At 64.5% G+C, this 24,913-nt stretch carries 20 protein-coding genes; 15 read left to right on the forward strand and 5 right to left on the reverse strand.

Features of this window, described 5'->3' with window-relative positions; all coding sequences use genetic code 11:
* Positions 1–11: 11 nt before the first annotated feature.
* On the reverse strand, positions 12–2,687 hold the full coding sequence (aceE, locus tag O3297_RS10445; RefSeq protein WP_305048626.1) for a pyruvate dehydrogenase (acetyl-transferring), homodimeric type: 2,676 nt from the start codon (positions 2,685–2,687) through the stop codon (positions 12–14).
* Positions 2,688–2,821: 134 nt separating this feature from the next.
* Between aceE and O3297_RS10450 the strand changes: the two genes are divergently transcribed.
* On the forward strand, positions 2,822–3,313 hold the full coding sequence (locus tag O3297_RS10450; protein ID WP_099388098.1) for a MarR family winged helix-turn-helix transcriptional regulator: 492 nt from the start codon (positions 2,822–2,824) through the stop codon (positions 3,311–3,313).
* Here O3297_RS10450 and O3297_RS10455 read toward each other — a convergent pair.
* Positions 3,298–4,404, reverse strand: a complete 1,107-nt coding sequence (locus tag O3297_RS10455; protein ID WP_305048627.1) for a pyruvate dehydrogenase — start codon at positions 4,402–4,404, stop codon at positions 3,298–3,300. The two genes, O3297_RS10450 and O3297_RS10455, sit on opposite strands and share 16 nt — an antisense overlap.
* A 137-nt stretch (positions 4,405–4,541) precedes the next feature.
* Here O3297_RS10455 and O3297_RS10460 point away from each other — a divergent pair, with 137 nt between their 5' ends.
* Positions 4,542–4,730, forward strand: coding sequence for a hypothetical protein (locus O3297_RS10460; RefSeq protein ID WP_034781057.1), 189 nt, complete (start codon positions 4,542–4,544; stop codon positions 4,728–4,730).
* Between the two features lie 161 nt (positions 4,731–4,891).
* Here O3297_RS10460 and O3297_RS10465 read toward each other — a convergent pair whose 3' ends face one another.
* From O3297_RS10465 to O3297_RS10475, 3 genes are all read right to left on the reverse strand, one after another.
* Entirely contained in the window at positions 4,892–5,392 is a 501-nt protein-coding gene (locus O3297_RS10465; RefSeq protein ID WP_099388642.1) for a hypothetical protein, read from the reverse strand.
* Positions 5,393–5,643: 251 nt separating this feature from the next.
* The gene (gene metE / locus O3297_RS10470; protein ID WP_305048628.1) at positions 5,644–7,932 is read right to left on the reverse strand and encodes a 5-methyltetrahydropteroyltriglutamate--homocysteine S-methyltransferase; all 2,289 of its coding nucleotides are present in this window, start codon (positions 7,930–7,932) and stop codon (positions 5,644–5,646) included.
* Between the two features lie 285 nt (positions 7,933–8,217).
* Entirely contained in the window at positions 8,218–9,252 is a 1,035-nt protein-coding gene (locus tag O3297_RS10475) for a LacI family DNA-binding transcriptional regulator (protein ID WP_305048629.1), read from the reverse strand.
* Between the two features lie 408 nt (positions 9,253–9,660).
* Here O3297_RS10475 and araD point away from each other — a divergent pair, with 408 nt between their 5' ends.
* The 13 genes from araD (at position 9,661) to O3297_RS10540 (ending at position 24,887) form a co-directional block, all read left to right on the forward strand.
* Complete coding sequence (gene araD / locus O3297_RS10480; protein WP_244517438.1) at positions 9,661–11,328, forward strand: L-arabinonate dehydratase; 1,668 nt, start codon at positions 9,661–9,663, stop codon at positions 11,326–11,328.
* A gap of 38 nt (positions 11,329–11,366) precedes the next feature.
* On the forward strand, positions 11,367–12,179 hold the full coding sequence (locus tag O3297_RS10485) for an HpcH/HpaI aldolase/citrate lyase family protein (protein ID WP_034778555.1): 813 nt from the start codon (positions 11,367–11,369) through the stop codon (positions 12,177–12,179).
* A gap of 75 nt (positions 12,180–12,254) precedes the next feature.
* Positions 12,255–13,358, forward strand: coding sequence for an ABC transporter ATP-binding protein (locus tag O3297_RS10490; protein ID WP_305048630.1), 1,104 nt, complete (start codon positions 12,255–12,257; stop codon positions 13,356–13,358).
* 46 nt (positions 13,359–13,404) lie between these two features.
* On the forward strand, positions 13,405–14,655 hold the full coding sequence (locus O3297_RS10495; RefSeq protein WP_305048631.1) for an ABC transporter substrate-binding protein: 1,251 nt from the start codon (positions 13,405–13,407) through the stop codon (positions 14,653–14,655).
* 76 nt (positions 14,656–14,731) lie between these two features.
* Complete coding sequence (locus O3297_RS10500; RefSeq protein ID WP_034755235.1) at positions 14,732–15,646, forward strand: carbohydrate ABC transporter permease; 915 nt, start codon at positions 14,732–14,734, stop codon at positions 15,644–15,646.
* Entirely contained in the window at positions 15,643–16,473 is an 831-nt protein-coding gene (locus O3297_RS10505) for a carbohydrate ABC transporter permease (protein ID WP_305048632.1), read from the forward strand. The genes O3297_RS10500 and O3297_RS10505 overlap by 4 nt, the downstream gene beginning before the upstream one ends.
* 2 nt (positions 16,474–16,475) lie before the next feature.
* Complete coding sequence (locus tag O3297_RS10510) at positions 16,476–17,363, forward strand: aldose 1-epimerase (RefSeq protein WP_305048633.1); 888 nt, start codon at positions 16,476–16,478, stop codon at positions 17,361–17,363.
* Positions 17,356–18,264, forward strand: coding sequence for an SMP-30/gluconolactonase/LRE family protein (locus tag O3297_RS10515; protein ID WP_305048634.1), 909 nt, complete (start codon positions 17,356–17,358; stop codon positions 18,262–18,264). The genes O3297_RS10510 and O3297_RS10515 overlap by 8 nt, the downstream gene beginning before the upstream one ends.
* A gap of 27 nt (positions 18,265–18,291) precedes the next feature.
* The gene (locus tag O3297_RS10520) at positions 18,292–19,080 is read left to right on the forward strand and encodes an SDR family NAD(P)-dependent oxidoreductase (RefSeq protein WP_305048635.1); all 789 of its coding nucleotides are present in this window, start codon (positions 18,292–18,294) and stop codon (positions 19,078–19,080) included.
* 23 nt (positions 19,081–19,103) lie between these two features.
* Entirely contained in the window at positions 19,104–20,558 is a 1,455-nt protein-coding gene (locus tag O3297_RS10525; RefSeq protein ID WP_305048636.1) for an NAD-dependent succinate-semialdehyde dehydrogenase, read from the forward strand.
* A gap of 65 nt (positions 20,559–20,623) precedes the next feature.
* Positions 20,624–22,015, forward strand: a complete 1,392-nt coding sequence (locus O3297_RS10530; RefSeq protein ID WP_099388109.1) for a porin — start codon at positions 20,624–20,626, stop codon at positions 22,013–22,015.
* A gap of 81 nt (positions 22,016–22,096) precedes the next feature.
* On the forward strand, positions 22,097–24,118 hold the full coding sequence (locus O3297_RS10535) for an alpha-glucosidase (RefSeq protein WP_305048637.1): 2,022 nt from the start codon (positions 22,097–22,099) through the stop codon (positions 24,116–24,118).
* A 7-nt stretch (positions 24,119–24,125) separates the two neighbouring features.
* Positions 24,126–24,887: a TSUP family transporter gene (locus tag O3297_RS10540; protein WP_092605538.1), complete on the forward strand. Its 762-nt coding sequence runs from the start codon at positions 24,126–24,128 to the stop codon at positions 24,885–24,887.
* Positions 24,888–24,913 lie beyond the last annotated feature (26 nt).

A 24,913-nucleotide genomic window follows, 5' to 3' on the forward strand; every position in this document is an offset into this window, starting at 1 on the left:
TCCTCGAAAAGTTACACGGACGCGGGATCAAGTTTTTCCACGTCGATGCCGTATTTGGCGATGGCTACGCCAATCTTGTTGCTCGGCAGCTGCCCCCCGTCAGCCAGCGCCGTCAGGGCGGCCAGCACGATGAAATGGCGGTCCACTTCAAAGAAGGTGCGCAAGGATTCGCGCGTATCGGAGCGGCCGAAGCCATCCGTGCCCAGGGCAACGAAGCGCCGGTCGTGCACGAAGGGGCGCACCTGGTCGGCCACGATCTTCATGTAATCGGTGGCGATCACCACCGGGCCTTGCCGGCCGGCCAGGCATTGCGCGATATATGGCACGCGGGGCGCGCTGTCCGGGTGCAGCATGTTCCAGCGCTGCACGGCCAGGCCGTCGCGCCGCACTTGCGTCAGGCTGGTGGCGCTCCACACGTCGACCGCCACGCCAAAATCCTGCTGCAGCAGCACGCTGGCGGCCAGCACTTCGCGCAGGATGGAACCGCTGCCCATCAGCTGCACGCGCGGCGTGGTTGCCGTGGGTGCTGCCGGGCTTTCCTGCAGCAGATACAGCCCCTGCAGGATGCCTGCCTCGGCTCCTTCCGGCATGGCCGGGTGCGGATAGTTTTCGTTGAGCAAGGTGATGTAATAGAAAATATCCTCTTGCTCGGCAAACATGCGGCGCATGCCGTCGTGGATGATCACGGCCAGCTCGTAGGCATAGGTGGGATCGTAGGAGATGCAGTTGGGAATCACGGACGACAGCACGTGGCTGTGGCCATCGTCGTGCTGGAGTCCCTCCCCCATCAGTGTCGTGCGTCCCGAGGTGGCGCCCAGCAAGAAGCCGCGCGTGCGGGCATCGGCGGCCGCCCAGGCCAAGTCGCCCACGCGCTGCAAGCCGAACATCGAATAGAAGATGTAGAACGGGATGGTGGCCAGGCCATGGTTGCTGTAGGACGTGCCGGCGGCGATCCAGGAGGAAATCGCACCCGATTCGTTGATGCCTTCCTGCAATATCTGCCCATCCTTGGCTTCCTTGTAATAGCTGAGCTGGCCCGCATCCTGCGGCGTGTACAGCTGGCCCAGGTAGGAATGGATGCCGATCTGGCGGAACAAGCCTTCCATGCCGAAGGTGCGCGATTCGTCGGGCACGATGGGCACGATGATCTTGCCCAAGGCAGGGTCTTTCAGCAGGGTGCCGAGGATGCGCACGAAGGCCATGGTGGTGGACGCGCCCCGCTCGCCGCTATCCTTGAGCTGGGTGGCGAACGCGGACAGCGGCGGTATGGGCAGGGGCGCCACCTTGCTGATGCGGGCCGGGATGTAGCCGCCCAGCTGTGCCCGGCGCGCGGCAAAGTAGCGCGCTTCCTCGCTGTCCGGCGCCGGTTTCAGGTAGGGCATGTCTTCCAGCTGCGCATCGCTGACGGGCAAGGCGAAGCGGTCGCGGAACGCGCGCACGGCGTCGGCGCTCATCTTTTTCAGCTGATGGTTGATATTCTGTCCTTCGCCCGCCTCGCCCATGCCGAAGCCCTTGACGGTCTTGGCCAGGATCACGGTGGGCCGGCCAGTCGTGCGCATGGCTTCCGCATAGGCCGCGTGGACTTTTTCGGGATCGTGTCCGCCGCGCGTCAGCTGCCAGATTTCGTCATCCGTCATGTGCGCCACCAGCGCCAGCAGTTCCGGATACTTGCCAAAGAAATGCTCGCGCACATACGCGCCATTCTGCGATTTGAAGGTCTGGTAATCGCCGTCCACGCATTCCATCATGCGCTGACGTAACAAGCCGCTCGTGTCGCTCTGCAATAAAGCATCCCAGCCGCTGCCCCAGATGACCTTGATGACATGCCAGCCCGCCGCGCGGAAGGTGCCTTCCAGTTCCTGGATGACCTTGCTGTTGCCGCGCACGGGGCCGTCCAGGCGCTGCAAGTTGCAGTTGACGACAAAGATCAGGTTATCCAGGCGCTCGCGGCCGCCCAGGGAAATGGCCGCCAGGGACTCTGGCTGGTCCATCTCGCCATCGCCGAGGAACGCCCACACCTTGCGCCCCTGGTGCTCCTTCAAGCCGCGGTACTCGAGGTACCGCATGAAACGGGCCTGGTAGGCGGCCGTCAGCGGCCCCAGTCCCATCGATACCGTGGGGAATTGCCAGAAATCCGGCATCAAACGGGGATGCGGATACGACGACAAGCCCTCGCGGCCCGCTTCGCGGCGGTAATTGTCCAGCTGCGCTTCCGTGATGCGGCCTTCCAGATAGGCGCGGCCATAGATGCCGGGCGCGGAATGGCCCTGGATGTAGACCAGGTCACCGGCAAACTGGTCCGTATGGCCGCGGAAGAAATGGCTGAAGCCGACGTCGTACAGCACGGCCGCCGACTGGTAGGTGGCGATGTGGCCGCCCACGTTCGAGTGCCTGGCAGCGCGCAGCACCATCACCATGGCGTTCCAGCGGATGTAGGCATTCAGGCGGCGTTCGATGGCCAGGTCGCCGGGATACGCGGGCTGGCGCGCCGTGGCGATGCTGTTGGTGTAGGCGGTGGTGACGCGGCCGGGCATGCCGCCGTGCTGCGCGGCGTCATGATCGACGAGCTGGTCGAGCAGGTAGTGGGCGCGCGGACGCCCTTCCACGGCGACGACGGCCTGCATCGCCTCCAGCCATTCTTTGGTTTCCTGCGGATCGATATCGGGTACAGCGAGGGATGGGGTCATGGCAGTCTCCTGGGGGTGGGCATTCATCGTCATGATCGATTGCCATTGCAATCATTGCATTTGCAATCGTTATGCCGACCATTGTATCGCGCTATAATTGCATTTGCAACTGTGATCGATCTGGAGGAATACCGATGTCTGCAACTGAGCCTGCAAGCAAGTCCGCAACCGCGCCCGACCTGTGGTTTTCGTTCGTGCGCACGCACCGTTTGATGATCCGCGAGATCGAACGCCGTCTGGCGGCGGCCAAGCTGCCCGTGTACGCGTGGTATGACGTGCTGTGGGGACTCGAAAGCGGCCCGGACGGTTCGCGCCGCATGCACGAACTGGCAGACGCGCTGGCCATCGAACGCTACAACCTCACGCGCCTGGTGGACAAGCTGGAAACGGACCGGCTGGTGACGCGCACGCGCTCGATGGAAGACGGGCGCGCCGCCTTTGTCTCCATCACGGAAGACGGAAAGATCCTGCGCAAGCAAATGTGGGCCGTGTACCAGGCCACGGTGGCCGACCTGTTCCTGGCGCAATTTGACAGCGGCGAGCAGCAGGACTTCAGCGCCGCCCTCGCGCGCGCCGCCGAGGCGGCCCGCGGCGCAGGCCAGAGCAAGGTTCAGAGCAAGGCGTAGCGCCGCAGCGCGTAATCGACGAACTGCACCGGCAGCGCGCCATCGTCGGCCAGGGCTTTCAGCGCGGTGACGGCCAGCCATGGCGCACTCGTTTCCATCCGGGTATCGGCACCGACGGCGATAAAACGCCCGCGCACACAGCCGCCGATCTGGCCCGCGATATGCTGCCCATAGCCGGTGACGGCGATGACGGGCGCGGCACTGTCATCGAGGCAACGCCGCACATGGGCCAACCTTGGCGTGGCGCGCGGGTGAAGCAGGTTCCACCGTTCCGCCGCCTGCGCATCGCGCGCCAGGCGCGTATAGCTGGGACAACTCCACACTTGCGTGGCAATATCCCAGTCCTCCTTCAGCAGGCGGGCGGCATCGGCAACGACGGCCAGCATCTTCCCCGCCCCGCACAGGCGCACCCGGCCTGATGCAGGGCCCGGCGGCGACACGCGGTACATGCCCAGGCTGGCCGCTGCCGCATCGGCAGCCGACAAGGGCGCCGCCACCGCATCTTCATCTTCATCATGTGTGGCCAGGTAGTAATAGCCAGGCTGCTGTTCCAGGTACAGCGTTGCCAGTGCCGAGCGCAGGATGGCGCGCACTTCCTCGCCCGTCGCCGGGTCGAACGGCATGCAATTGTGCTGCGCGGCCAGCCAGGCGGGCAGCGCGGGGGGCACGCCTTTCGGCCAGTGCGAGGCTTGCGTTTCCGCATCATTACAGACGATGCCACGCTCACCCGACTCGGCCAGCACCGCGCGCAAGGCCGGCAGCGAAGCGGGGCTGCACAGGTAGAGCAGCGGCTTTTCCGCCTGCGTGGCGCCATGCCGGTAGCGCACGGTCCAAGCACCCGCGGACGCTCCCACTTCCCAGGCGTCGCCGTTAGATAAGGGCGGCGCTTCCGCGCCCACCTTGCGCATCCGCGCCACCACGGCGCCGCCCTGCTTCAGGCTGCCCGCCATGGCGCCCAGCGCGCGGCGCGGCGAAGCATGTACCAGTGGCAAGCCCGATGCCGGCGCCAGCGCGGCCATGCAGGCATGGGCGGCACCGCCCGTTTCGCCGCCTGGCAGTGGAGAATGGGGAAATAAATCGGGTGACTGCATGGCGGCTCCTGTTTCCGTATCACTTGCGCAAGGCAGACATTGCCTATACGATTGCAAATGCAATTATTGTAGTTGCAATCCTTTGCGCAAGCAAGGGACACGAGAGTCAACCGGAGTTCCTGCCTTCAAGGTAAAAAATGACGCTGAACAATTCTGAAACCGTGCGCATGGCCTACGCCGTGAAACTGACGAATGCGCAAGTCGAAGCGGCCAAGCGCCTGTATGCCGCGCATTTCGGCGCCACGGACAACCCGCAGGCGATGGCCGCCATCATCGCGGCGCTGGCGCGCAACTACAGTTCCGCCGTGGCGGCGAATGTGCTGTAGCCCGTCACGCATCACGCATGACGCGGGCAAAAAAAAGCCCGCTACGGGAGCGGGCTGAATCTAATTCCTGTGAGGAAGTAGAGGAGACAGGTGAATGATGCCGCATCGCAGCATAGCTATCCAATTGCATGTTGTGATGATAGAAATATGTTTTATCAATATCACGTCCGGGCCGTTCCAAAAATGACGAGCTTTCGATGCGACCGTTGTTCGCGCGTCACCAGCACGCGGGCTTGCTCGACGCTTACGCAAGCGTGCGGCGCAAACCCCGCTGGCACTGTCTCCGCATCGCGCTCGATGCGTTGCGGATCATTGATCACGTCATAGTCTGCGCGCTTGAAAAGCAACTGCTCGATTCCGGCGTCCCCTTCGGGCATCGGTTTGACAACGATGAGCGACCAAAGGCCCTCATCGCCCAGGAATTGCTTGTGCTTCAGGAATGCGTTAACGCGATCCGCATGAGGCGCAGAGTCGCTGATCCCGCTCTCATAAACACCCATCGGGCATAGCATCGTGCCGGCTGGCCAGCCCATATCAGGCAACGCTGCGACCGTGACCGGTCGCAATTGGGCCAGGTGGCGCTCAAGCGGGTGCTTGTTCCCCGAACAGGCACCGAGCGCCATCAGCGCCAGCATGCCGGCGGCGCGAAGCAAAGGCATCATCAACTTGTCTCCTTGGGTATGGTCAGGCAACGGTATCTTAAGCGATGAAGCGGTGGAGGCCTGCACGATAATGCGCAAGGGCAAAAAAAAGCCCGCTACGGAAGCGGGCTGAATCTAATTCCTGTGAGGAAGTAGAGGAGACAGATGCATGATGCCGCATCGCAGCATCATTATCCAATTGCATGTTGTGATGACAGAAATACGATTGTTCTATATCTCAGCCATAGCGGCCTCCCCTGCCCCTGCGATCCTTATGCCACGTTGTCGCCGCGCAAGGTTTTCGCTGCCGCCACCATGTTGGCCAGCGCGGGGATCACCTCTTTCCAGCCGCGCGTCTTCAGGCCGCAATCGGGGTTGACCCACAGGCGCTGGGCGGGAATGCGCTCGGCCGCCTTGCGCATCAGTTTGACCATCTGTTCCTGGCTCGGAATATTCGGCGAGTGGATGTCGTAGACGCCAGGGCCGATTGCGTTCGGATAGTTAAAGTCATCGAAGGCATCCAGCAATTCCATGTCGGAGCGCGACGTTTCAATGGTGATGACGTCCGCATCCATGTCGGCGATCTGCGCGATGATGTCGTTGAATTCCGAATAGCACATGTGTGTGTGGATCTGCGTCTCGTCGGCTACGCCATTGGCCGTGATACGGAACGATTCCACGGCCCAGCGCAGGTACTCGGCCCACTGGGCTTTACGCAGTGGCAAGCCTTCGCGCAATGCCGCTTCGTCGATCTGGATCACGCGGATGCCGGCCTGTTCCAGGTCCTGCACCTCGGCGCGCATGGCCAGCGCCAGCTGGTGGCACGACACGGAACGGGGCTGGTCGTCGCGCACGAAAGACCAGTTCAGGATGGTGACGGGGCCCGTCAGCATGCCCTTCATCGGCTTGTCCGTCAGCGACTGGGCGTAGGTGCTCCACTCGACCGTCATGGCGCGCGGGCGGCTGATGTCGCCGAACAGGATGGGCGGTTTGACGCAGCGCGAACCGTACGATTGCACCCAGCCGAACTGGCTGAAGGCGTAGCCGTCGAGCTGTTCGCCGAAATATTCCACCATGTCGTTGCGTTCCGCTTCGCCGTGCACGAAGACGTCCAGGCCCAGGGTTTCCTGTTCCTTGACGCAATGCGCGATTTCCGCCTGCATCAGTTTCTTGTAGCTGGCCGCATCCAGCTGGCCGCTGCGAAACTGGCTGCGGGCCTGGCGGATTTCCGCCGTCTGCGGAAACGAGCCGATGGTCGTCGTCGGGTACAGCGGCAGTTGCAGCAGCGCGGCTTGCTTGGCGGCACGCACGGCATAGCTGCCGGCGCGCTGGCCCAGGCTTGCGTCGATGCGGGCCACGGCCGCCTTCACTTCCGGATTGTGCACGCGCGGCGACTGGCGGCGCGCTTGCACAGCCGCATGATTGGCGTCCAGCACCGCTTGCACGGAGGCACGGCCCTGGTTCAGGGCGCCGGCGATGGTATGTACTTCATCTAGCTTTTGACGGGCAAAGGCCAGCCACGACCGGATATCCGTATCCAGCTGTTGCTCGCTGTCCAGGTCGACGGGCACGTGCAGCAGGGAGCACGACGGGGCGATCCACAGGCGCGACTGCAGGCTGGCGTGCACGGGTTCCAGCCACGCCAGCACTTCCGTCAAATCCGTCTTCCAGATATTGCGGCCATTCACCACGCCCAGCGACAGCACGCTGGCGGCAGGCAATTGCGCGATCACTTGCGCCACTTCCTCGCGGGCGTTGACGGCATCCAGGTGCAAGCCTTGCACGGGCAGCTTGCACGCCAGTGCCAAGTTATCTTGCAGCTTGCCGAAATACGTGGCCAGCAGCAGTTTGACGTTGTTGACCTTGCTCAAGGCATCGTAGGCCGTGACCAGCGCCTGTTGCCAGGCGCTGCCCAGTTCCGTGACGAGTACCGGTTCGTCGATCTGCACCCACTCCACGCCCTGGGCGGCCAGTTCCTGCAACAGTTGCACATAGACGGGCAGCAAGCCTTGCAGCAGCGCCAGCTTGTCGGAGTCGTCCTTGGCCTTGCCCAGCCACAAATAGGTGACAGGGCCGATCAGCACAGGCTTGGCCTTTACATTCAGCTGGCGCGCTTGCGCCAGTTGCTGCAACAGGCGGCTGCTGTCGAGCTTGAACTGCGTATCGGCCGCAAATTCCGGCACGATGTAGTGATAATTGGTGTCGAACCATTTCGTCATTTCGCCGGCGTGAATACAGCTGCAATCGCTGTCGCTGGCCGAGCGGCCACGGGCCACGCGGAAATAGTTGTCGAGCGCTGCGCCGCTCAGGCCTCGCACGCGCTGCGGCAAATTACCCAGGGTAAAGCTCAGGTCCAGCACCTGGTCATAGAAGGAAAAGTCGCCCACGGGCGCCAGGTCCAGCCCGTCCTGGTCTTGCCAGTGGCGCTGGCGCAGTTCGGCGCCCCGGCCTTCCAGCGCGGCCAGCGTGCTGTTGCCTTTCCAGTAGTCTTCCAGTGCGAACTTCAGTTCGCGTTTGGCGCCGATGCGCGGGTAGCCCAGATTATGTGTCGTGACGGTCATGGCGGTGGTGCCTCCTGGTGAAGTATGGAGACATCATAGTGGCTTTCATCCATGAAAAATAATGGTAAAACTTCATGCATCCATTATTAATATTCATGTGAACCTCGGCTCGAATGCGGCGGGGCGCAGGCAAAAAAAAAGCCCGCTGCGGGAGCGGGCTGAATCTAATTCCTGTGAGGAAGTAGAGGAGACAGATGAATGATGCCGCATCGCAGCATATCAAGCCAATTGCATGTTGTGATGATGGAAATATGATTCATCAATATCTGTCGCAGCCAGGGCATCTCAGGCGCTGGCCCGCGCGATCAGCTGGTAGGCCAGCGGCGCCAAGGCTGGCGGCGCGGCGCCCTCGTCCACTTCGCCCATGCGCTGCAGGATGGCCTGTGCAGCCAGGCGGCCGATGTCATAGCGGGGTACGCGGATCGTCGTCAGCGCGGGCATGAGTTTTCCCGAGAACGGGAAGTCGCCAAAGCCCGCCACCGCGCATTGCTCGGGAATGCGGATGCCCAGGCGCGCCGCCTCGTAGATGGCGCCTGCAGCCATGTTGTCGTTGGCAAAAAACAGGGCGTCGGGACGTTCGGCGCGCGCCATTTGCTCGCTGAATACTTGCCCGCCCGCGTCGAGCGGCGCCGTCACCACAGCTTGCACGATTTCAGGACGCAAACCCAGCTGCCGCATGGTTTCCTCATACCCCTGGGCCCGCTTGCGCGCGCGGAAATCGCTGCCGATGCCGCTGTCCACATACACGATGCGCCGGTAGCCTTGCGCGTGCAGGTACAAGGTCATGTCGCGCCCCGTGGCGATATGCGAAAAGCCGATTTGCGGATACGGCCGCTCGGGGCGAATATCCCACGTTTCGATGACGGGAATCTGCAAGCCCGCCAGCAAGGTTTCCGTGGCGGCGCTGTGGTCGGCGCCCGTCAGCACCAGCGCGCGCGGCGACCAGCCGAGAAAGGCGCGCACCACCTTCTCTTCCGTCTCGATCGAATAATCGTGGGTGGCCAGCAGCAACTGATAATTGTGCTGCGACAAGGTGGTCGACAAGCCCTGGATGGTTTCCGCAAAGATGGAATTCGACACGCTGGGCACGATGGCGCCCACGATGCGGCCCTGGGTCGACGCGAGGCCGCCGGCCGCCTCGTTGCGGATATAGCCGAGCTGGTCGATGGCGCTCTTGATGCGCTCGCGCGTTTCCTGCGACACGCGGTCCGGCTCCTTGAAATAGCGCGACACGGAAATGGCCGAGGTCTGTGCCAATTTGGCCACATCGAACACGGTGCTGCGGCCGAGGCCGCGCCGCTTGCGTACTGGGTCGTTCATGGGTACTGCCTTCTCAAAAATCGGTGATCACCACGCATCATGCCATGGCCGGCTGCACAGGGGATGCCAGAGTGGCGCCGGTGCGCCACGGCGTGCCGCGATACTGGCAGGCCGGGCCGCAGAAATTCCACCCTGGAAATTGGCGCAAATGAAATCATGCCGATAGTGTAATGGCTGCGCGCATTCCCCCTGCATTAAATCTGTTGACAGCCCCCGGCGATTCAAATTATATTTCGCTGTACTTGCAATGTTAGCGCTAACAAAGACTGACGGCAAGACCCGAGACAGCCGCACTGGAACGCCATACGCAGCGCGCCAGGCAACCAAAAAGGACACACATTGAGCTCCGCTACCTCCCGCCGCACGCTGGAATCCCTGCGCAGCCAGCGCTGGCTGGCCCCAGACGACATGCGCTCGTTCGCCCACCGCCAGCGCTTGCAGCAGATGGGCTTGCGCCGCGAGGAATTCCTCGACCGCCCCGTCATCGCCATCATCAATACCTGGAGCGACCTGTCGCCGTGCCACTCGCACCTGCGTGAGCGGGCCGAAGCCGTCAAACGGGGCATCCTGCTGGCCGGCGGCTTCCCCGTCGAGCTGCCGGCCCTGTCGCTGGGCGAAGTGATGGTCAAGCCCACCACCATGATCTACCGCAACTTCCTCGCCATGGAAACGGAGGAACTGCTGCGCTCGCTGCCCATCGACGGCGCCGTGCTGCTCGGTGGCTGCGACAAGACGACGCCCGGCATGCTGATGGGCGCCATCAGCATGGACATCCCCGCCATCTTCTGTCCCGCCGGCCCCATGCTCAACGACCGCTACCGCGGCCAGAGCGTGGGCGCGGGCACGCATACCAAGAAATTCTGGGACGATTACGTGGCCGGCGACATCGCCAAGCCCGAGTGGATCAAGCTGGAAGCGAAGATGACGCGCTCGCCCGGCACCTGCAACACCATGGGCACGGCGTCCACCATGACGTCCATCGTCGAAGCGATGGGCTTTACCTTGCCGGGCGCCACCAGCATCCCCGCCATGGATGCCAACCACGTGCGCATGGCCTCGCAATGCGGCGAGCGCATCGTCGGCATGGTGTGGGAAGACTTGAAGCCGTCGCGCTTCTTCACCCGCGCCGCGCTGTCGAACGGCGTGGCGGCCTACATGGCGCTCGGCGGCTCGACCAACGCGGCCATCCACCTGGTGGCCATCGCCGGGCGCGCCGGCCTGGCCCTGTCGCTCGATGAAATGGATGCGATGGCGCAAAAAGTACCGGTCATCGCCAACCTGTTCCCTTCCGGCGACAAGCTGATGGAAGATTTCTTCTATGCGGGCGGCATGCCGGCCCTGCTCAAGGAAATCATGCCGCAGCTGGACTTGACGGCCTTGACGGTGACGGGCCGTACCTTGGGCGAGAATATCGCCGACGCCGTCTGCCTGGACGACAGCGTTATCCGCAAGGTGTCGCAGCCGGTGGCCGACGGCGCGGCGCTGGCCGTGCTGCGCGGCAACCTGTGTCCTGGCGGCGCCGTCATCAAACCATCGGCCGCCAATCCGAAGTTCGCCAAACACCGCGGACGCGCCCTCGTGTTCGACTCGAACGCGGAAATGCTGGCGCAAATCCACGCACCCGACCTCGATATCGATGAAAACACGGTCTTGATCCTGCGCAATGGCGGACCCATCGGCGCGCCAGGCATGCCGGAATGGGGCAATCTGCCCGTGCCGAAAAAGCTGCTGCAGCAGGGCATCCGCGACATGGTGCGCATCTCCGACGCGCGCATGAGCGGCACCCACTACGGCACCTGCGTGCTGCACGTGACGCCCGAAGCGGCCGTCGGCGGTCCGCTGGCGTTGGTACGCAACGGCGACATGATAGTGCTCGACATCGCCGCGCGCACCTTGAACATGGAGGTAACGGACGAGGAACTGGCGCGCCGCCGCGCCGAGTGGCAGGCGCCGGCGCAAAAATATGCGCGCGGCTACACCAAGCTGTACATGGAACACGTGACGCAGGCGGACCAGGGCTGCGACCTGGACTTCTTGCTGGGCAACGCCGCCACGCCGGAGCCGCCGATTTTCTGACGCCGCCGCCTTCCCTACCTATATTAGAGAGCACAACTATGGATATCCTGGACAACCGTTTCCGCGCCTTGCTGGCGGACAAAGCAGTACCGCTGGGCAGCTGGCTGATGGCCGGCACGCCCGTGACGGCCGAAGCCATGGGCTGCGCCGGCTTCGACTGGCTGGTGCTGGACATGGAACACGTGCCCATCGACTACCAGGACGCCTACCAGATCCTGCAGGCAGTCGGCGGCACGCCGGCCTGCCCCGTCGTGCGCCTGGCCTGGAACGACCTGGTGCAGATCAAGCGCGCGCTCGACATCGGCGCGCAAACGCTGATGTTCCCGTTCGTGGAAAATGCCGGCGAGGCGCGCAGCGCCGTGGCAGCCACCCGCTATCCGCAACCGGGCCAGGCCATCCCCGGCACGCGCGGTTTTGCCGCCATGCACCGCGCCAGCCGCTACGGCACCGTGCCCGACTACGCCACGCGCGCCAACGGCGCCGTCTTCTCGATTATCCAGCTGGAAACCCCGGCCGCCCTGGCGCAGCTGGAAGAAATCGCCGCCGTCGATGGCGTCGACGCCCTGTTCGTGGGACCGGGCGACCTGTCGGCCGCCATGGGCCACATCGGCAATATTGGCCACCCGGACGTGCAGGCGGCCATTGCCGACGCGGCCCGCCGTGCGCGCGCCATCGGCAAACCGATCGGCATTGTCGGCCCCTCGCCGGAAATGGTGCACACTTTCATCAGTTACGGCTATGACTACGTGGCCATCGCTTCGGACATGGGCATGATGATGCGCCAGGCCAATGCCTTTATCACGGCCCTGAAACCGTCGCTGGCGAAAGCCCTCGACACGGGAGCCTACTAATTATTCTGTTGCGACACACTGTTGCAACGCACGTAGCGCGCTCAGACGCGTCATTCGCATCTTTTGGAGACAAGCATGTCAGGTGTAAAACTGGAAAAGGTCGTCAAGAAGTACGACAACGGCGTCGAAGTCATTCATGGCATCGACCTGGAAATCAAGCAAGGCGAGTTCGTCGTCTTCGTGGGCCCTTCGGGTTGCGGAAAATCAACACTGATGCGCATGGTGGCGGGGCTCGAATCCATCACGGGCGGCACCATCTCCATCGAGGGACAAGTCGTCAACGACTTGCCGCCGCGCGAACGCGACATCGCCATGGTGTTCCAGGACTATGCGCTGTATCCGCACAAGTCCGTGTTCGACAACCTGGGCTTTGGCTTGAAACTGCGCAAGTTCCCCAAGGCGGAAATCGAACAGCGCGTGCGCGCCGCCGCCACCATCCTGAAAATCGACCATTTGCTCGACCGCAAGCCGCGCGCCCTGTCCGGCGGCCAGCGCCAGCGCGTAGCCATGGGCCGCGCCATCGTACGCCAGGCCAAGCTGTTCCTGTTCGATGAACCGCTGTCGAACCTGGACGCCCTGCTGCGCTCGGAAATGCGCACGGAAATCAAGAAACTGCACCAGCGCATCGGCGCCACCACCATTTACGTCACGCATGACCAGGTCGAAGCGATGACCCTGGCCGAGCGCATCGTCGTACTGTCCGGCGGCAACATCATGCAGGTCGGCACGCCGGACCAGATCTACAACGAACCCGTATCGAAATTCGTCGCCGGCTTCACGGGTTCGCCGCCGATGAACTTCCTCGGCGCCAAGGTGGCGCGCAACGGCGCCGGCCAGGCCGAGATCGTGCTGGGCGCGGCCCGCCTGGCCCTGCCGCTCGAGCGCCAGGCCGCATGCGGCAAGCTCGACGGCCGCGCAGTGGAGTTCGGCATCCGCCCGGAAGACATCACGCTGGAAGCGGCCAGTCCCGCCAGCGCCGCCCTGGCCGCGACGGTCGTGGTGGTCGAACCGCTGGGCGCGGAAACCCTGGTCATCTTCCAGTGCGAAGGCGGCGAATTGACGGCGCGCCTGCCGCCCACGTTTGCCCTGACGCCGGGACAGCAAGTCACGGTACAGCTGGACATGGAAAAATTCCATCTGTTCGATCCGCAAGGGGGCGCGGTACTGCCCTCCCGATAAGCCGCGAACGACCGGCATACCCATTCCAAAAATAGGAGACAACATCATGCGTATCAAATCCCTCATCCTGGCGCTCGGCGCCACCTTCGTCCTCGCTACCGGCGCGCACGCGCAAACCGTCAAGGTATTCGTCGGCGGCCAGGAGCGCCCCGAAGTCATGCGCGAACTGTTCGCCAAGTTCATGGCCGCCAATCCCGGCGTCAAGATCGACCTGGAAACGGGCGGCGCCACGTCCGAACTGCAGCAGAAATACCTGAACACGGTGCTGTCGGCCGGCGACACCACCCTGGACGTATTCCTGATCGACATCATCCGCCCGGCCCAGTACGCGTCGGCCGGCTGGATCGAAAGCCTGGACAAATACCTGGGCGCCGACCGCGACAAGATCATGGGCCAGTACTTGCCCGCCTACAAGCAAGCCAATATGGTCGACAACAAGGTCGTGGCCCTGCCCGCCTTTGCCGACGCCATGTTCCTCTACTACCGCAAGGACTTGCTGGCCAAGTACAAGCTGGCGGCGCCGAAAACCTGGGATGAACTGGCCAGCGTGGCACGCACCATCCAGGCCGGCGAAAAGAATCCGGAATTGCAAGGCATCAGCTTCCAGGGCAAGGCCATCGAAGGCGCCGTCTGCACCTTCCTGTTGCCGTACTGGAGCCAGGGCGGCGAACTGGTCACCAATGGCAAGCTGACCCTGGACAAGCCCAAGGCGGAAGCGGGCCTGGCCATGTGGCGCAAGCTGGTCGACCAGGGCGTGGCGAAAAAGAATATCGCCGAAGTGGCCACCGACGATACGCGCAAGGAATTCCAGGCCGGCAACGTGTTGTTTGCCGTCAACTGGGGCTATGCCTGGAACCACTTCCAGGATGGCGCCGACAGCAGCGTGAAGGATAAAGTCGGCGTCGTCAGCCTGCCGGCCATGGCGGGCGGCAAACCTGCCTCGTGCATCGGCGGCTGGCAGTGGGCCGTGTCTTCGTTCTCGAAAAACAAGGAAGCATCGGCCAAGCTCGTGCGTTGGCTGTCGAGCCCGGAAGTGTCGAAGCAGCTGGCCATCAAGGCGTCCAACCTGCCCGTCTACCCGTCCGTCTACCAGGACAAGGAAGTACTGGCCGCCAATGGCTGGTTCGCCGATGCCTTGCCGGTGGTGCAAAGCGCCCGTTCGCGTCCCGTCACGCCGCGCTACAGCGAAGTGTCCGAAGCCGTGCGCGTCAACACGAATGCCGTGATGGCGGGCGTGAAAACGCCGGCGGCGGGCGTGGCCGAGATCGAAAACCGCGTCAAGCGCATCCTGCGCTAAGGAGACCGAACCCGTGCCGCCACGACGGCGGCGCGGGCGGCACACGCATACGCACACCGCAACAGACGAGGAAATCATGAGGCAACGCACCCTGAAAAGCCGCATCACGGACCCCAGCGAAACAACGCTGGCCTGGGTCCTGCTGACGCCGGCGATTCTCTTTTTACTGCTGATCGTGGCCTACCCGGTCAGCAAACTGATCTACAACAGCTTTTTCGACATCCGCCTGTCCGGCGGCAGCCTGCCCAGTTTCGTGGGCCTGGACAACTACAAGATGGCGCTGGAAGACAGCCTGTTCTGGAAGTCCTTGAAAAACACCGTCATCATCACCGTCGTCACCGTGCCGGGCGCGCTGGTGGCGGGCCTGGGCCTGGCCATGCTGGCCAACATGCCGTTCAAATACCGCTGGCCCGTGCGCCTGGCGCTGCTGCTGCCGTGGGCGTTGCCGCTGGCCTTCGTCGGTCTGATCTTCGCCTGGTTCTTCCACAGCGAATACGGCCTGGTGAACGACATCATCCGCCGCATCGACCTCTTGATCCCCGGCCTGGGCTGGGAACCGCAGATCTGGTTCAATTCGCCCGCGCTGACCATGGCCGCCATCTGCATCACGACCATCTGGAAAACCTCGTCGTTCATGGCGCTCATTTTGCTGGCCGGCCTGCAGACCATCCCCGCCTCGCTGTATGAAGCGGCCGAAGTGGACGGCGCCAGCAAATGGAAGCAATTCACGGAAGTGACCCTGCCCCTGCTGGTGCCATCGATGCTGGTGGCGCTGATCTTCCGCACCCTGACGGCCATCCAGTCCTTCGATATTCCCTACAACATGCCTGGCCCTGGCGACGAAACCAAGACCCTGGCCATGTACATCCAGTCCAATACCGTCGACTACCTCGACGTGGGCTACGGCTCGACCCTGGCGGTCTTCATGTTCCTGCTGTCGATGGCCACCACGTTTGTGTATCTGAAATATGTAAGAGGAGACAAAGAATGAGCGGCCTGTTTTCATCGAAGCGCCTGCGCTGGTTCGCCGCCGCGATCGTCATCCTCAACGGCGTCTTCCCCGCCCTGTGGATCCTGTTTACCTCACTGAAAACCGAGAGCGAACTGACGCAAAAGCCGATCACCTACTGGCCGCACGAACCGACCGTCGGCAATTTCATCTCCGCCTTCCAGGACCAGCCGCTGCTGACATTCCTGACCAACAGCCTGATCGTGGCCGGCCTGTCGACCCTGCTCAGCCTGTTCATCAGCGCGCTGGCCGCGTATGCGATCGCCCGCTTGCGCCTGCGCTTCCGCGGCCTGATCCTCACTGCCATCATCGGCGTGTCGATGTTCCCGCTGGTGACGCTGATGGTGCCGCTGTTCGAGATCATGCGCAGCCTGGGCTTGCTGAACTCCTACTGGGCGCTGGTGCTGCCGTACACGGTGCTGAACCTGCCCATCTGCACCCTGATGATGGTGAGCTTTTTCCAGGATATCCCGCGCGACATCGAGAACGCGGCCATGCTCGACGGCTGCACCCGGTTGAGCGCCCTGTGGCGCATCGTGCTGCCGCTGGCCGCCCCTGGCGTGGCGACGGCCGCCATCCTTGCGTTTGTGAATTCCTGGGACGAGTTCCTGCTGGCGCTGTCGATGAATTCGGCCGTGGCCTACCGCACCCTGCCTGTCGGCATCCAGCTGTACCAGGGCGAGTTCGCCTTCCCGTGGCCGATCATTTCGGCGGCACTGGTGGTGGCCATCGTGCCCATCGTCGTGCTGATCGTGATCTTCCAGGAAAAGGTCGTCAGCGGCCTGACCTCGGGCGGCTTGAAGGGCTGAGAATGGACCACCAGTCTCCCTTCACCCTGGCGCACGGCGACTGCCGCGCCGACGTCCACCCGGCCACGGGTGGCGCGCTGGCGGCTTTCCGCTGGCGCGGGCGCGACATCCTGCGCGCCGCGCCAGCCGCTGCCGACGTGCGGCAGATGGCCTGCTACCCTTTGGTGCCGTATTCGAACCGCATCGGCAACGCCATGCTGCAGGCGCAGGAACAGGCGCATGCGCTGCGCGCCAACTTCCCGCCCGAGCCGCACAGCATCCACGGCTTCGGCTGGCAGCGCGCCTGGCACGTTGCGGCGCGTGCGGACGACAGCGCCGAACTGCTGCTGGTGCACGGCGGCGACGCCGACTGGCCGTTCGCCTGCGAAGCGCGGCAAACCGTGCTGCTCGACGCTGCCGGCCTGCGCCTGACCTTATCCGTGCGCAATGACGATACGCGCGCCATGCCCACCGGCCTGGGTTTTCACCCCTACTTTCCGCTGGCGCCCGGCCTGCGCCTGCAGGCGCAATGGGATGGCGTGTGGAGCATGGGCGATGACCACTTGCCAGCCGGCCTCGCGCCCGTGGCGCAAGCGTCGCCATTCGCCACGCCGCAGCCCGTGGCCGGCTGGCGCAGCGACCATTGCTACAGCGGCTGGACGGGCCGCGCCAGCCTCGATTACGGCGACTACAGCGTGCAGCTGTCGGCCAGCGAGAATTGCCGCCACCTCGTGTGCTTCGCACCCAACGACGAGCGCAGCTTCATCGCCATCGAACCCGTCACGCACGCGAATAACGCGTTTGCGCTGGCCGCGCGCGGCGCGCGTGACACCGGCATGCGCTTGCTGGCGCCCGGCGAGAGTCTGCACATCGCCATGCGCCTGGCCATCGAGGAGAGCCAGCATGCGTGAATGGCAAGCCGAACTCGTGCTCGACGCGCGCGCCCAGCTGGGCGAATGCCCGCTGTGGAGCGTGGCCGAGCAGTGTTTGTACTGGATCGATATCGCCGGGCGCCGCCTGCACCGCTACGATCCGGCCACAAGCCTCGACCGCGTCTGGTGGGTGCCGTGCGAGCCGGGCTGCATCGCCCTGGCTGAAAAGGGCGGCCTGGTGGCAGCCCTGCGCGACGGGTTCTACCGCTTCTATCCGCAGGAAGGCTTGCTCGACAAGCTGGCCGACGCCCCCTACGACAGCCGCGACATGCGTTTCAACGATGGCCGCTGCGACAGCGCCGGGCGTTTCTGGGCCGGCGCCATGTACGAACCGCGCACGGCGGAACTGGCTGCCATGTTTTGCCTGGAAAGGGGCGCCACGCGCCTGGGCTGGGGGCCGCAACAGGATCTTGGCGTGAAAGTCAGCAATGGCCTCGCCTTCGCGGCCGATGGCCAATCGCTGTTCCAGTCCGACACGCCGAACCACGTAATCTACCGTTTCGCCTTTGACGCGGCCAGCGGCCAGGTGGGCGAACGCAAGGTGTTTGCCCGCCTGCCCGCCAAGGGCGAGGACGCCGTGTACGGCGGCCGCCCCGATGGCGCGGCGCTCGATGCCGAAGGCTGCTACTGGAGCGCGCAATACGAAGGCGGCCGGGTGCTGCGCTTTTCGCCGCAGGGCGAGATCATCGGCATCGTGCGCGTGCCCGTCACGCGCCCCACCATGATCGCCTTTGGCGGCGCCGACCTGCGCACCCTGTACATCACCAGCGCGCGCGAAGGCGCAAGCGACGACGAACTGGCGCGCCAGCCGCAGGCCGGCGGCCTTTTTGCCGTGCGCCTGGACGTGGCCGGCCGCCCCGACCCCCTGTACCGGGATTGATATCCGGATCTTCACCCTGAGGACAGCATGAACGCCAACATCACTCTCTACCCCAGCCTGCAGGACCGCGTGGTCTTCGTTTCCGGCGGCGGCTCCGGCATCGGCGCTTCGCTGGTCGAACACTTCGCCCTGCAAGGCGCACAAGTGGCTTTTTGCGACATCGACCGCGACGCCAGCGACGCCCTGGCCGCGCGTCTGGCGCCCCTGTGCCGGCACGCGCCCTGTTTCGTGTACAGCGACATCCGCGACATCGCCGCCTACCAAGCCAGCCTGGCCGACGTCGAGGCGCGCTTCGGCGCCATCCGCGTACTGCTCAATAACGCGGGCCGCGACGACCGCCATTCGCTGGCCGAACTGACGCCCGAATACTGGGACAACTGCCTGGCGCTGAACTTGAAACACCACGTGTTCGCCATCCAGCAGGTGGCGCCTGGCATGGCGGCCGCCGGCGGCGGTTCCATCATCAACCTGGGCTCGATCTCGTGGATGCGCGGGCGCCCCAACCTGGTCGGCTACACCACGTCCAAGGCGGGCATCGCGGGCCTGTCGCGTACCCTGGCGCGCGAGCTGGGCGAGCAGAATATCCGCGTCAACGCCATCGCCCCGGGCGCCATCGCCACGGACCGCCAGGCCGCGCTGTGGCGCGATCCGGAAGAAGACCGCCGTTTCATCGAACTGCAATGCCTGAAATACCGGCTTGACGCGGGCCACGTGGCGCGCACGGCCCTGTTCCTGGCGGCCGACGACTCGGACGGCATCACGGGCCAGAACATCATCGTCGATGCCGGCCTCGCGCAAGTATCTGTAGCTGGCTAAGCCCCCATTCAAGGAGAACCCTCATGTTGAACCTGCAAGACGCAAACCTGTTGAAACAGCAATGCCTGATCGACGGCGCCTGGTGCGACGCCGATGACGGCGCCACCATCGATGTCACCAACCCGGCTACCGGCGCGGTCATCGCCACGGTGCCGCGCATGGGCGCCGCCGAGACGCGGCGCGCCATCGCCGCCTCGCATGCGGCCTTCCGGCTGTGGCGCAAGCAGACCGTCAAGGCGCGCGCCACGGTGCTGCGCGCCTGGCATGCGCTGATCCTGCAGCACGCGGACGACCTGGCGCTGATACTCACCAGCGAGCAAGGCAAGTCGCTGGCGGAAGCCAAGGGCGAGATCGTCTCGAACGCGGCCTACCTGGAATGGTTTGCCGAGGAAGGCAAGCGCGCGTATGGCGACGTCATCGCGCCGCCGTCGAACGACAAGCGCATCGTCGTCATCAAGCAGCCGATCGGCGTGTGCGCGGCCATCACGCCGTGGAATTTCCCGAACGGCATGATCACGCGCAAGGCCGGCCCCGCCCTGGCCGCCGGCTGCAGCATGGTCCTGAAACCGGCGTCGCAAACGCCGCTGTCGGCCCTGGCCCTGGCCGAACTGGCGCTGCGCGCCGGCGTGCCGCCCGGCGTGTTCAATGTGGTGACGGGCGCGGCGCAGGCCATCGGCACGGAACTGTGCCATAACGACCTGGTGCGCAAGATCACGTTTACGGGATCGACGGAAGTGGGCGCCTGGCTGTCGCGCGAGGCGGCCGGCACGATCAAGAAGCTGTCGCTGGAACTGGGCGGCAACGCGCCCTTCATCGTTTTCGAGGATGCCGATATCGACGCGGCCGTCGAAGGCGTGCTGATGTCGAAATACCGCAACAGCGGCCAGACCTGCGTCTGCGCCAACCGCATCTACGTGCAGGACGGCATCTACGACGACTTCGCCGCCCGCCTGGTGGCCAAGGTGGCCGAGCTGAAACTGGGGGCCGGCACCGAAGCAGGCGTCACGCAAGGCCCGCTGATCGATGAAAACGCCGTGCGCAAGATCGAACAGCATATCGCCGACGCGCTGGCCAAGGGCGGCAAGCTGGCCATCGGCGGCAAGCGCCACGCGCTGGGCGGCAGCTTTTTCGAGCCCAGCGTGGTGCTGGAAGCGAACAGCGACATGCTGGTCGCCACCGAGGAAACCTTCGCCCCGCTGGCGCCGCTGTTCCGCTTCGGCAGCGAAGAGGAAGTCGTCGCCATGGCCAATGCCACGCAGTTCGGCCTGGCCGGCTATTTCTACAGCCGCGACCTGGGCAGAGTCTGGCGCGTGGCGGAAGAACTGGAAGTGGGCATGGTCGGCATCAACACGGGCATGATCGCCAACGAAATGGCGCCGTTCGGCGGCGTCAAGCATTCGGGCATGGGCCGCGAAGGCTCGCATTACGGCATGGACGACTTCCTCGATATCAAATATTTGTGCATGGGAGGGATTTGATTATTTCAAGGTAGGCAAGGCAGGGATCAGCAACCATACTCATAAAAAACACAGGAGACAAGATCATGCAAACGACTTTACGCAAAACCACATTGGCCGCGGCCATCACCGGCGTGCTTCTCTCGGCACCATTTGTTAGCGCTAACGCGCGCGCCGACGAACTCAGCGACATGAAAGCCATGCTGGCCCAGTTGCAGGACCGGGTGGCGCAGATGGAAGCGAAAGCGGCCCAGCCAGCACCAGCAGCGGCGATGGCTGCCGCACCGGCAGCGGCGCCCGTGAAACCGGTCACCGGCTTCAACTGGAAACTGTACGGCCGTGGCGACATCGGCTATACGGTTTCGCGCGGCAAGGATGCCAGCGGGCGCCAGCTGACCAACCACCGCCTGAACCAGGGCGAGATGGCCAGCCGCCTGGGCCTCACGGGCGCCTGGGTCTTCAGCGATGAATACAAGGCCATCTTCGGCGTCGAGACGGGCTTGAACCTGTTCAACGGCAATGCGGGCGGCGGCACGCAAAACAACACCACCTCGTCCGTGCTGTTCAACCGCGGTTCCACCGTCGGCTTTGCCTCGACCACCTGGGGTTCGATCGAAGGCGGCACCATGTACATGGCGCCGTTCTGGGTCTCGCTGGGCGCCGACCTGGCCTCGGCGCACAATTACGGCGCCAACGACTTCAGCGCCCTGTTCTCGCTCACGCGTCCCGAATCCCTGGGCCGCTACCTGAAGGATCCCGTCACGGGCAACGCCAGCAAGACGACGAGTTTGGCCGGCAACAACTCGGGCACGGCCTTGTTCTACGGCAATGCGCTGCGCTACCGCAGCCCCACCTGGAACAACATCTCGGCGGAAGTGTCGTATTCGGCCGGCCAGCAGGCGTCTTCCGCCACCGATCTGGAAAACGATGGCCGCAGCTGGGCCGCCAACGTGCTGTACAAAAAGGGCGACCTGTTCCTCGGCTATGCGCACATGGATTACCAGCAGAGCAACGACATCAGCACGGGGGGCACGCCGAACTTCCTCAAGCGCAACCAGGTCACGGACATCGTTGGCGCGCGCTACAAGTGGCACGATTTTACCTTGGGCGGCTCCTACACCTCCTACCGCGTGTCGAACGCGGGCGGCTATGCGGCCGACGCCTTCGGCGTCTCGGGCGCCTACGACCTCGGCAAGCACCGCATCGAGGGCAGCCTGGCGCACATCAGCTATGACGGCGCCAACGCCAAAGGCGCGTTCGGCACGAACACGGGCGATGGCGTGGGCAAGCCCACGTCGACAGCCTACTCGCTGGGCTACCTGTACAACTTCCAGCCGACCCTGTCGTTCTACGCGTATGCCACGCGCATCGCCAACAACAGCCATGCCAAGCTGGGCGTATTGCAGTTCCGGGGGGACAATAACTACTTCGGCTACAGCCCCGTCGAGCTGACCGCCGGCATGTTCCTCGTCTTTTAATTTAGTGCTTATTTGTTGATGCACCGCCGGCCCGCCCCACGCCACCATGAGGGCGGCCGGTTTTCACAGGAGTTGATCGTCATGCAGTACACACTACACCAGGAAAATGACAGCGTCGCCCTGCGCTGCGCCGGCCGCTTGCTGCTGCGCCACGGCGCCGCTGCGCCATGCGTGTTCGTCGGCCAGGGCCGCGAAAGCATGGAAATGTACCGCGGTAACTTCGCCATCGAAGATTATGTCGAGGAGCGCAGCGCCCTGCGCGCGCTGGCCGTCACGCAGGATGGCGACGGCGCCACCCTGAGCTTTGCGCGCCATGCGGGCGATGCTCCGCAACTGGTGCTGGCCGTCCAATCACAGCCGCATGGCGTGCACCTGGTGGTGCGCTACGCGGCGCCGGGCTGGAACCGCCTGTGGCTGCGCCTGCCCGCGGAACAGGACGAGCATGTCTGGGGCTGCGGCGAGCAGATGTCGTACTTCGACCTGCGCGGCCGCCACTTCCCCTTGTGGACGTCGGAGCCGGGCGTGGGCCGCGACAAGTCGACGCACCTGACATGGCAGGCGGACGTCACATCCAAGTCGGGCGGCGACTACTATCACACGAATTATCCGCAGCCGAGCTTTATCTCCTCGCAGCGCTACTGCCTGCATGCGGAGACGACGGCGTATGCGGACTTCGATTTCCGCCAGCCGGATTTCCACGAACTGCAATTCTGGGCCATGCCCGAGCGCCTGGAATTCATGCTGGCCGAGACCTTCGTCGACCTGGTCGGCGTCGTCTCGCAGCGCTTCGGCCGCCAGCCACAGCTGCCCGCCTGGCTGCAAAATGGCGCCATGCTGGGCCTGAAAGGCGGCGAAGATCACGCGCGCGCCATCCTCGCGCAGGCGCAGGAGCACGGCTTGCCCGTCAGCGCCCTGTGGTGCGAAGACTGGGTGGGCTTGCGCCAGACCTCGTTCGGCAAGCGCCTGTTCTGGGACTGGCGCTGGCAGCCGCAGCGCTATCCGGACCTGAAAAACTGGATCGCCGACCTGGCCAGACAGGACATCCGCTTCCTCGGCTACGTCAATCCCTACCTGTGCAACGACGGCACCCTGTACCAGGAAGCGCTGCGGCAGGGCTTTCTGGCCACGGCCATCGATGGCGGCGCCTACCTGGTGGACTTCGGCGAATTCGATTGCGGCGTCGTCGACTTCACCAATCCGGCCGCCGCGCTGTGGTTCGAGGAACGCATCCTGCGCCAGGAAATGCTCGACTTCGGCCTGTCCGGCTGGATGGCCGATTTCGGCGAATACCTGCCGATCGACCTGCGCCTGCACAATGGCGTCGATGCGCGCCTGATGCACAACGCCTGGCCGACCCTGTGGGCCGAAGTCAATGCGCGCGCCATCGAAGCAGCCGGCAAGACGGGCGACGCCACCTTCTTCATGCGCGCCGGCTACACGGGCGTGCAGGCGCACTGCCCGCTGCTGTGGGCAGGCGACCAGTCGGTCGACTTCAGCCGCCACGATGGCTTGCAGACGGTGATCTGCGGCGCGCTGTCGTCCGGCCTCTTGGGCAACGCCTACCACCACAGCGATATCGGCGGCTACACGAGCCTGTTCGGCAACCTGCGCACGGCCGAACTGTTCCAGCGCTGGACGGAGATGGCCGTGTTTACGTCGATGATGCGCACGCACGAAGGCAACCGCCCGGACGAAAACTTCCAGTTCTACCAGGATGAACAGGTGTTCCGCCACTTCGCCCGCATGACGCAGCTGCACGTGGCGCTGGCGCCGACCATCCGCGCCCTGGCCGAGGATGCCGTGGCGCGCGGCCTGCCGCTGCAACGCCCCCTGTTCCTGCACTATGAGCACGACCGCGCCACCTACGCCATCCAGGACCAGTATCTGTTCGGCCCCGACCTGCTGGTGGCGCCCGTGCATGCGGCGGGTGCTGCGCGCTGGAGCGCCTACCTGCCGCAGGGCGACGCCTGGATCCACCTATGGAGCGGCGCCGCCTTCGAAGGCGGCCAGCGCGTGGAAGTCGATGCGCCGTTGGGCCAGCCGCCCGTGTTCGTGCGGCGCGGCTGCGCGCAGCAGGACTTTTTCCTGTCGCTGGCGAAATGAGCCTGGCATGAGCGTGGCGTCGCATCTGCTGTTCCTGGCCTGCGTGGCGCTGGCCAGTTACGCGCAGAACTTGACGGGCTTTGCCTTCGGCCTGATCCTGCTGGGCCTGACGGCCGTGCTGCACCTGGCCAGCCTGGGCGATGTCGCCAACGTGGTCAGCGTGCTGGTGCTGGTGAATGCCGCCATCACGTTTGGCCGCACGCGCCCGCAGCTGGCCTGGCCCGTATTTGGCCCTGCACTGGCCGTCAGCCAGCTGGGCGTGGGTGCGGGCGTGGCCCTGCTGGGCTGGTTCAGCGCGCAGCAAGTGACCCTGCTGCGATTCCTGCTCGGTTGCGCCATCGTCGTCTGCGCGTGCATGCTGGTGCTGCGCGCCAGCGCGCGTGCGCGGCAATCCGGCCTGCCCGCCTTCCTGTTCTTCGGCGGCGTGTCCGGCGTGATGGGCGGCCTGTTCGCCAGCGCCGGCCCGCCCATGGTGTACCACCTGTACCGCCAGCCATGGCCGGCCGACATGATCCGCCATTCGCTGATCGTACTGTTCGCCGCGAATGCCGTGCTGCGCCTGGCCCTCGTGCTGGCGCATGGCGAGTTCAGCATGACGGCCCTGTGGCTGACCCTCGAGGCCTTGCCGCTGGTGACGGGGCTGACCTGGCTGGCGCGCCGCCACCCTTCGCGCCTGCCCATCGAGCACGTGCGCCGCGCCGTCTTCGTGCTGCTGCTGGTCGCCGGCCTGGCCCTGGTGCTGCCGCCCGTGCTGTCGCTGCTTGCCTGAGGCGGCGCCTTTTTTCCTTTTACTTT

Source organism: Janthinobacterium sp. SUN128 (assembly GCF_030587275.1).
Taxonomy (GTDB): Bacteria; Pseudomonadota; Gammaproteobacteria; order Burkholderiales; family Burkholderiaceae_D; genus Janthinobacterium; species Janthinobacterium lividum.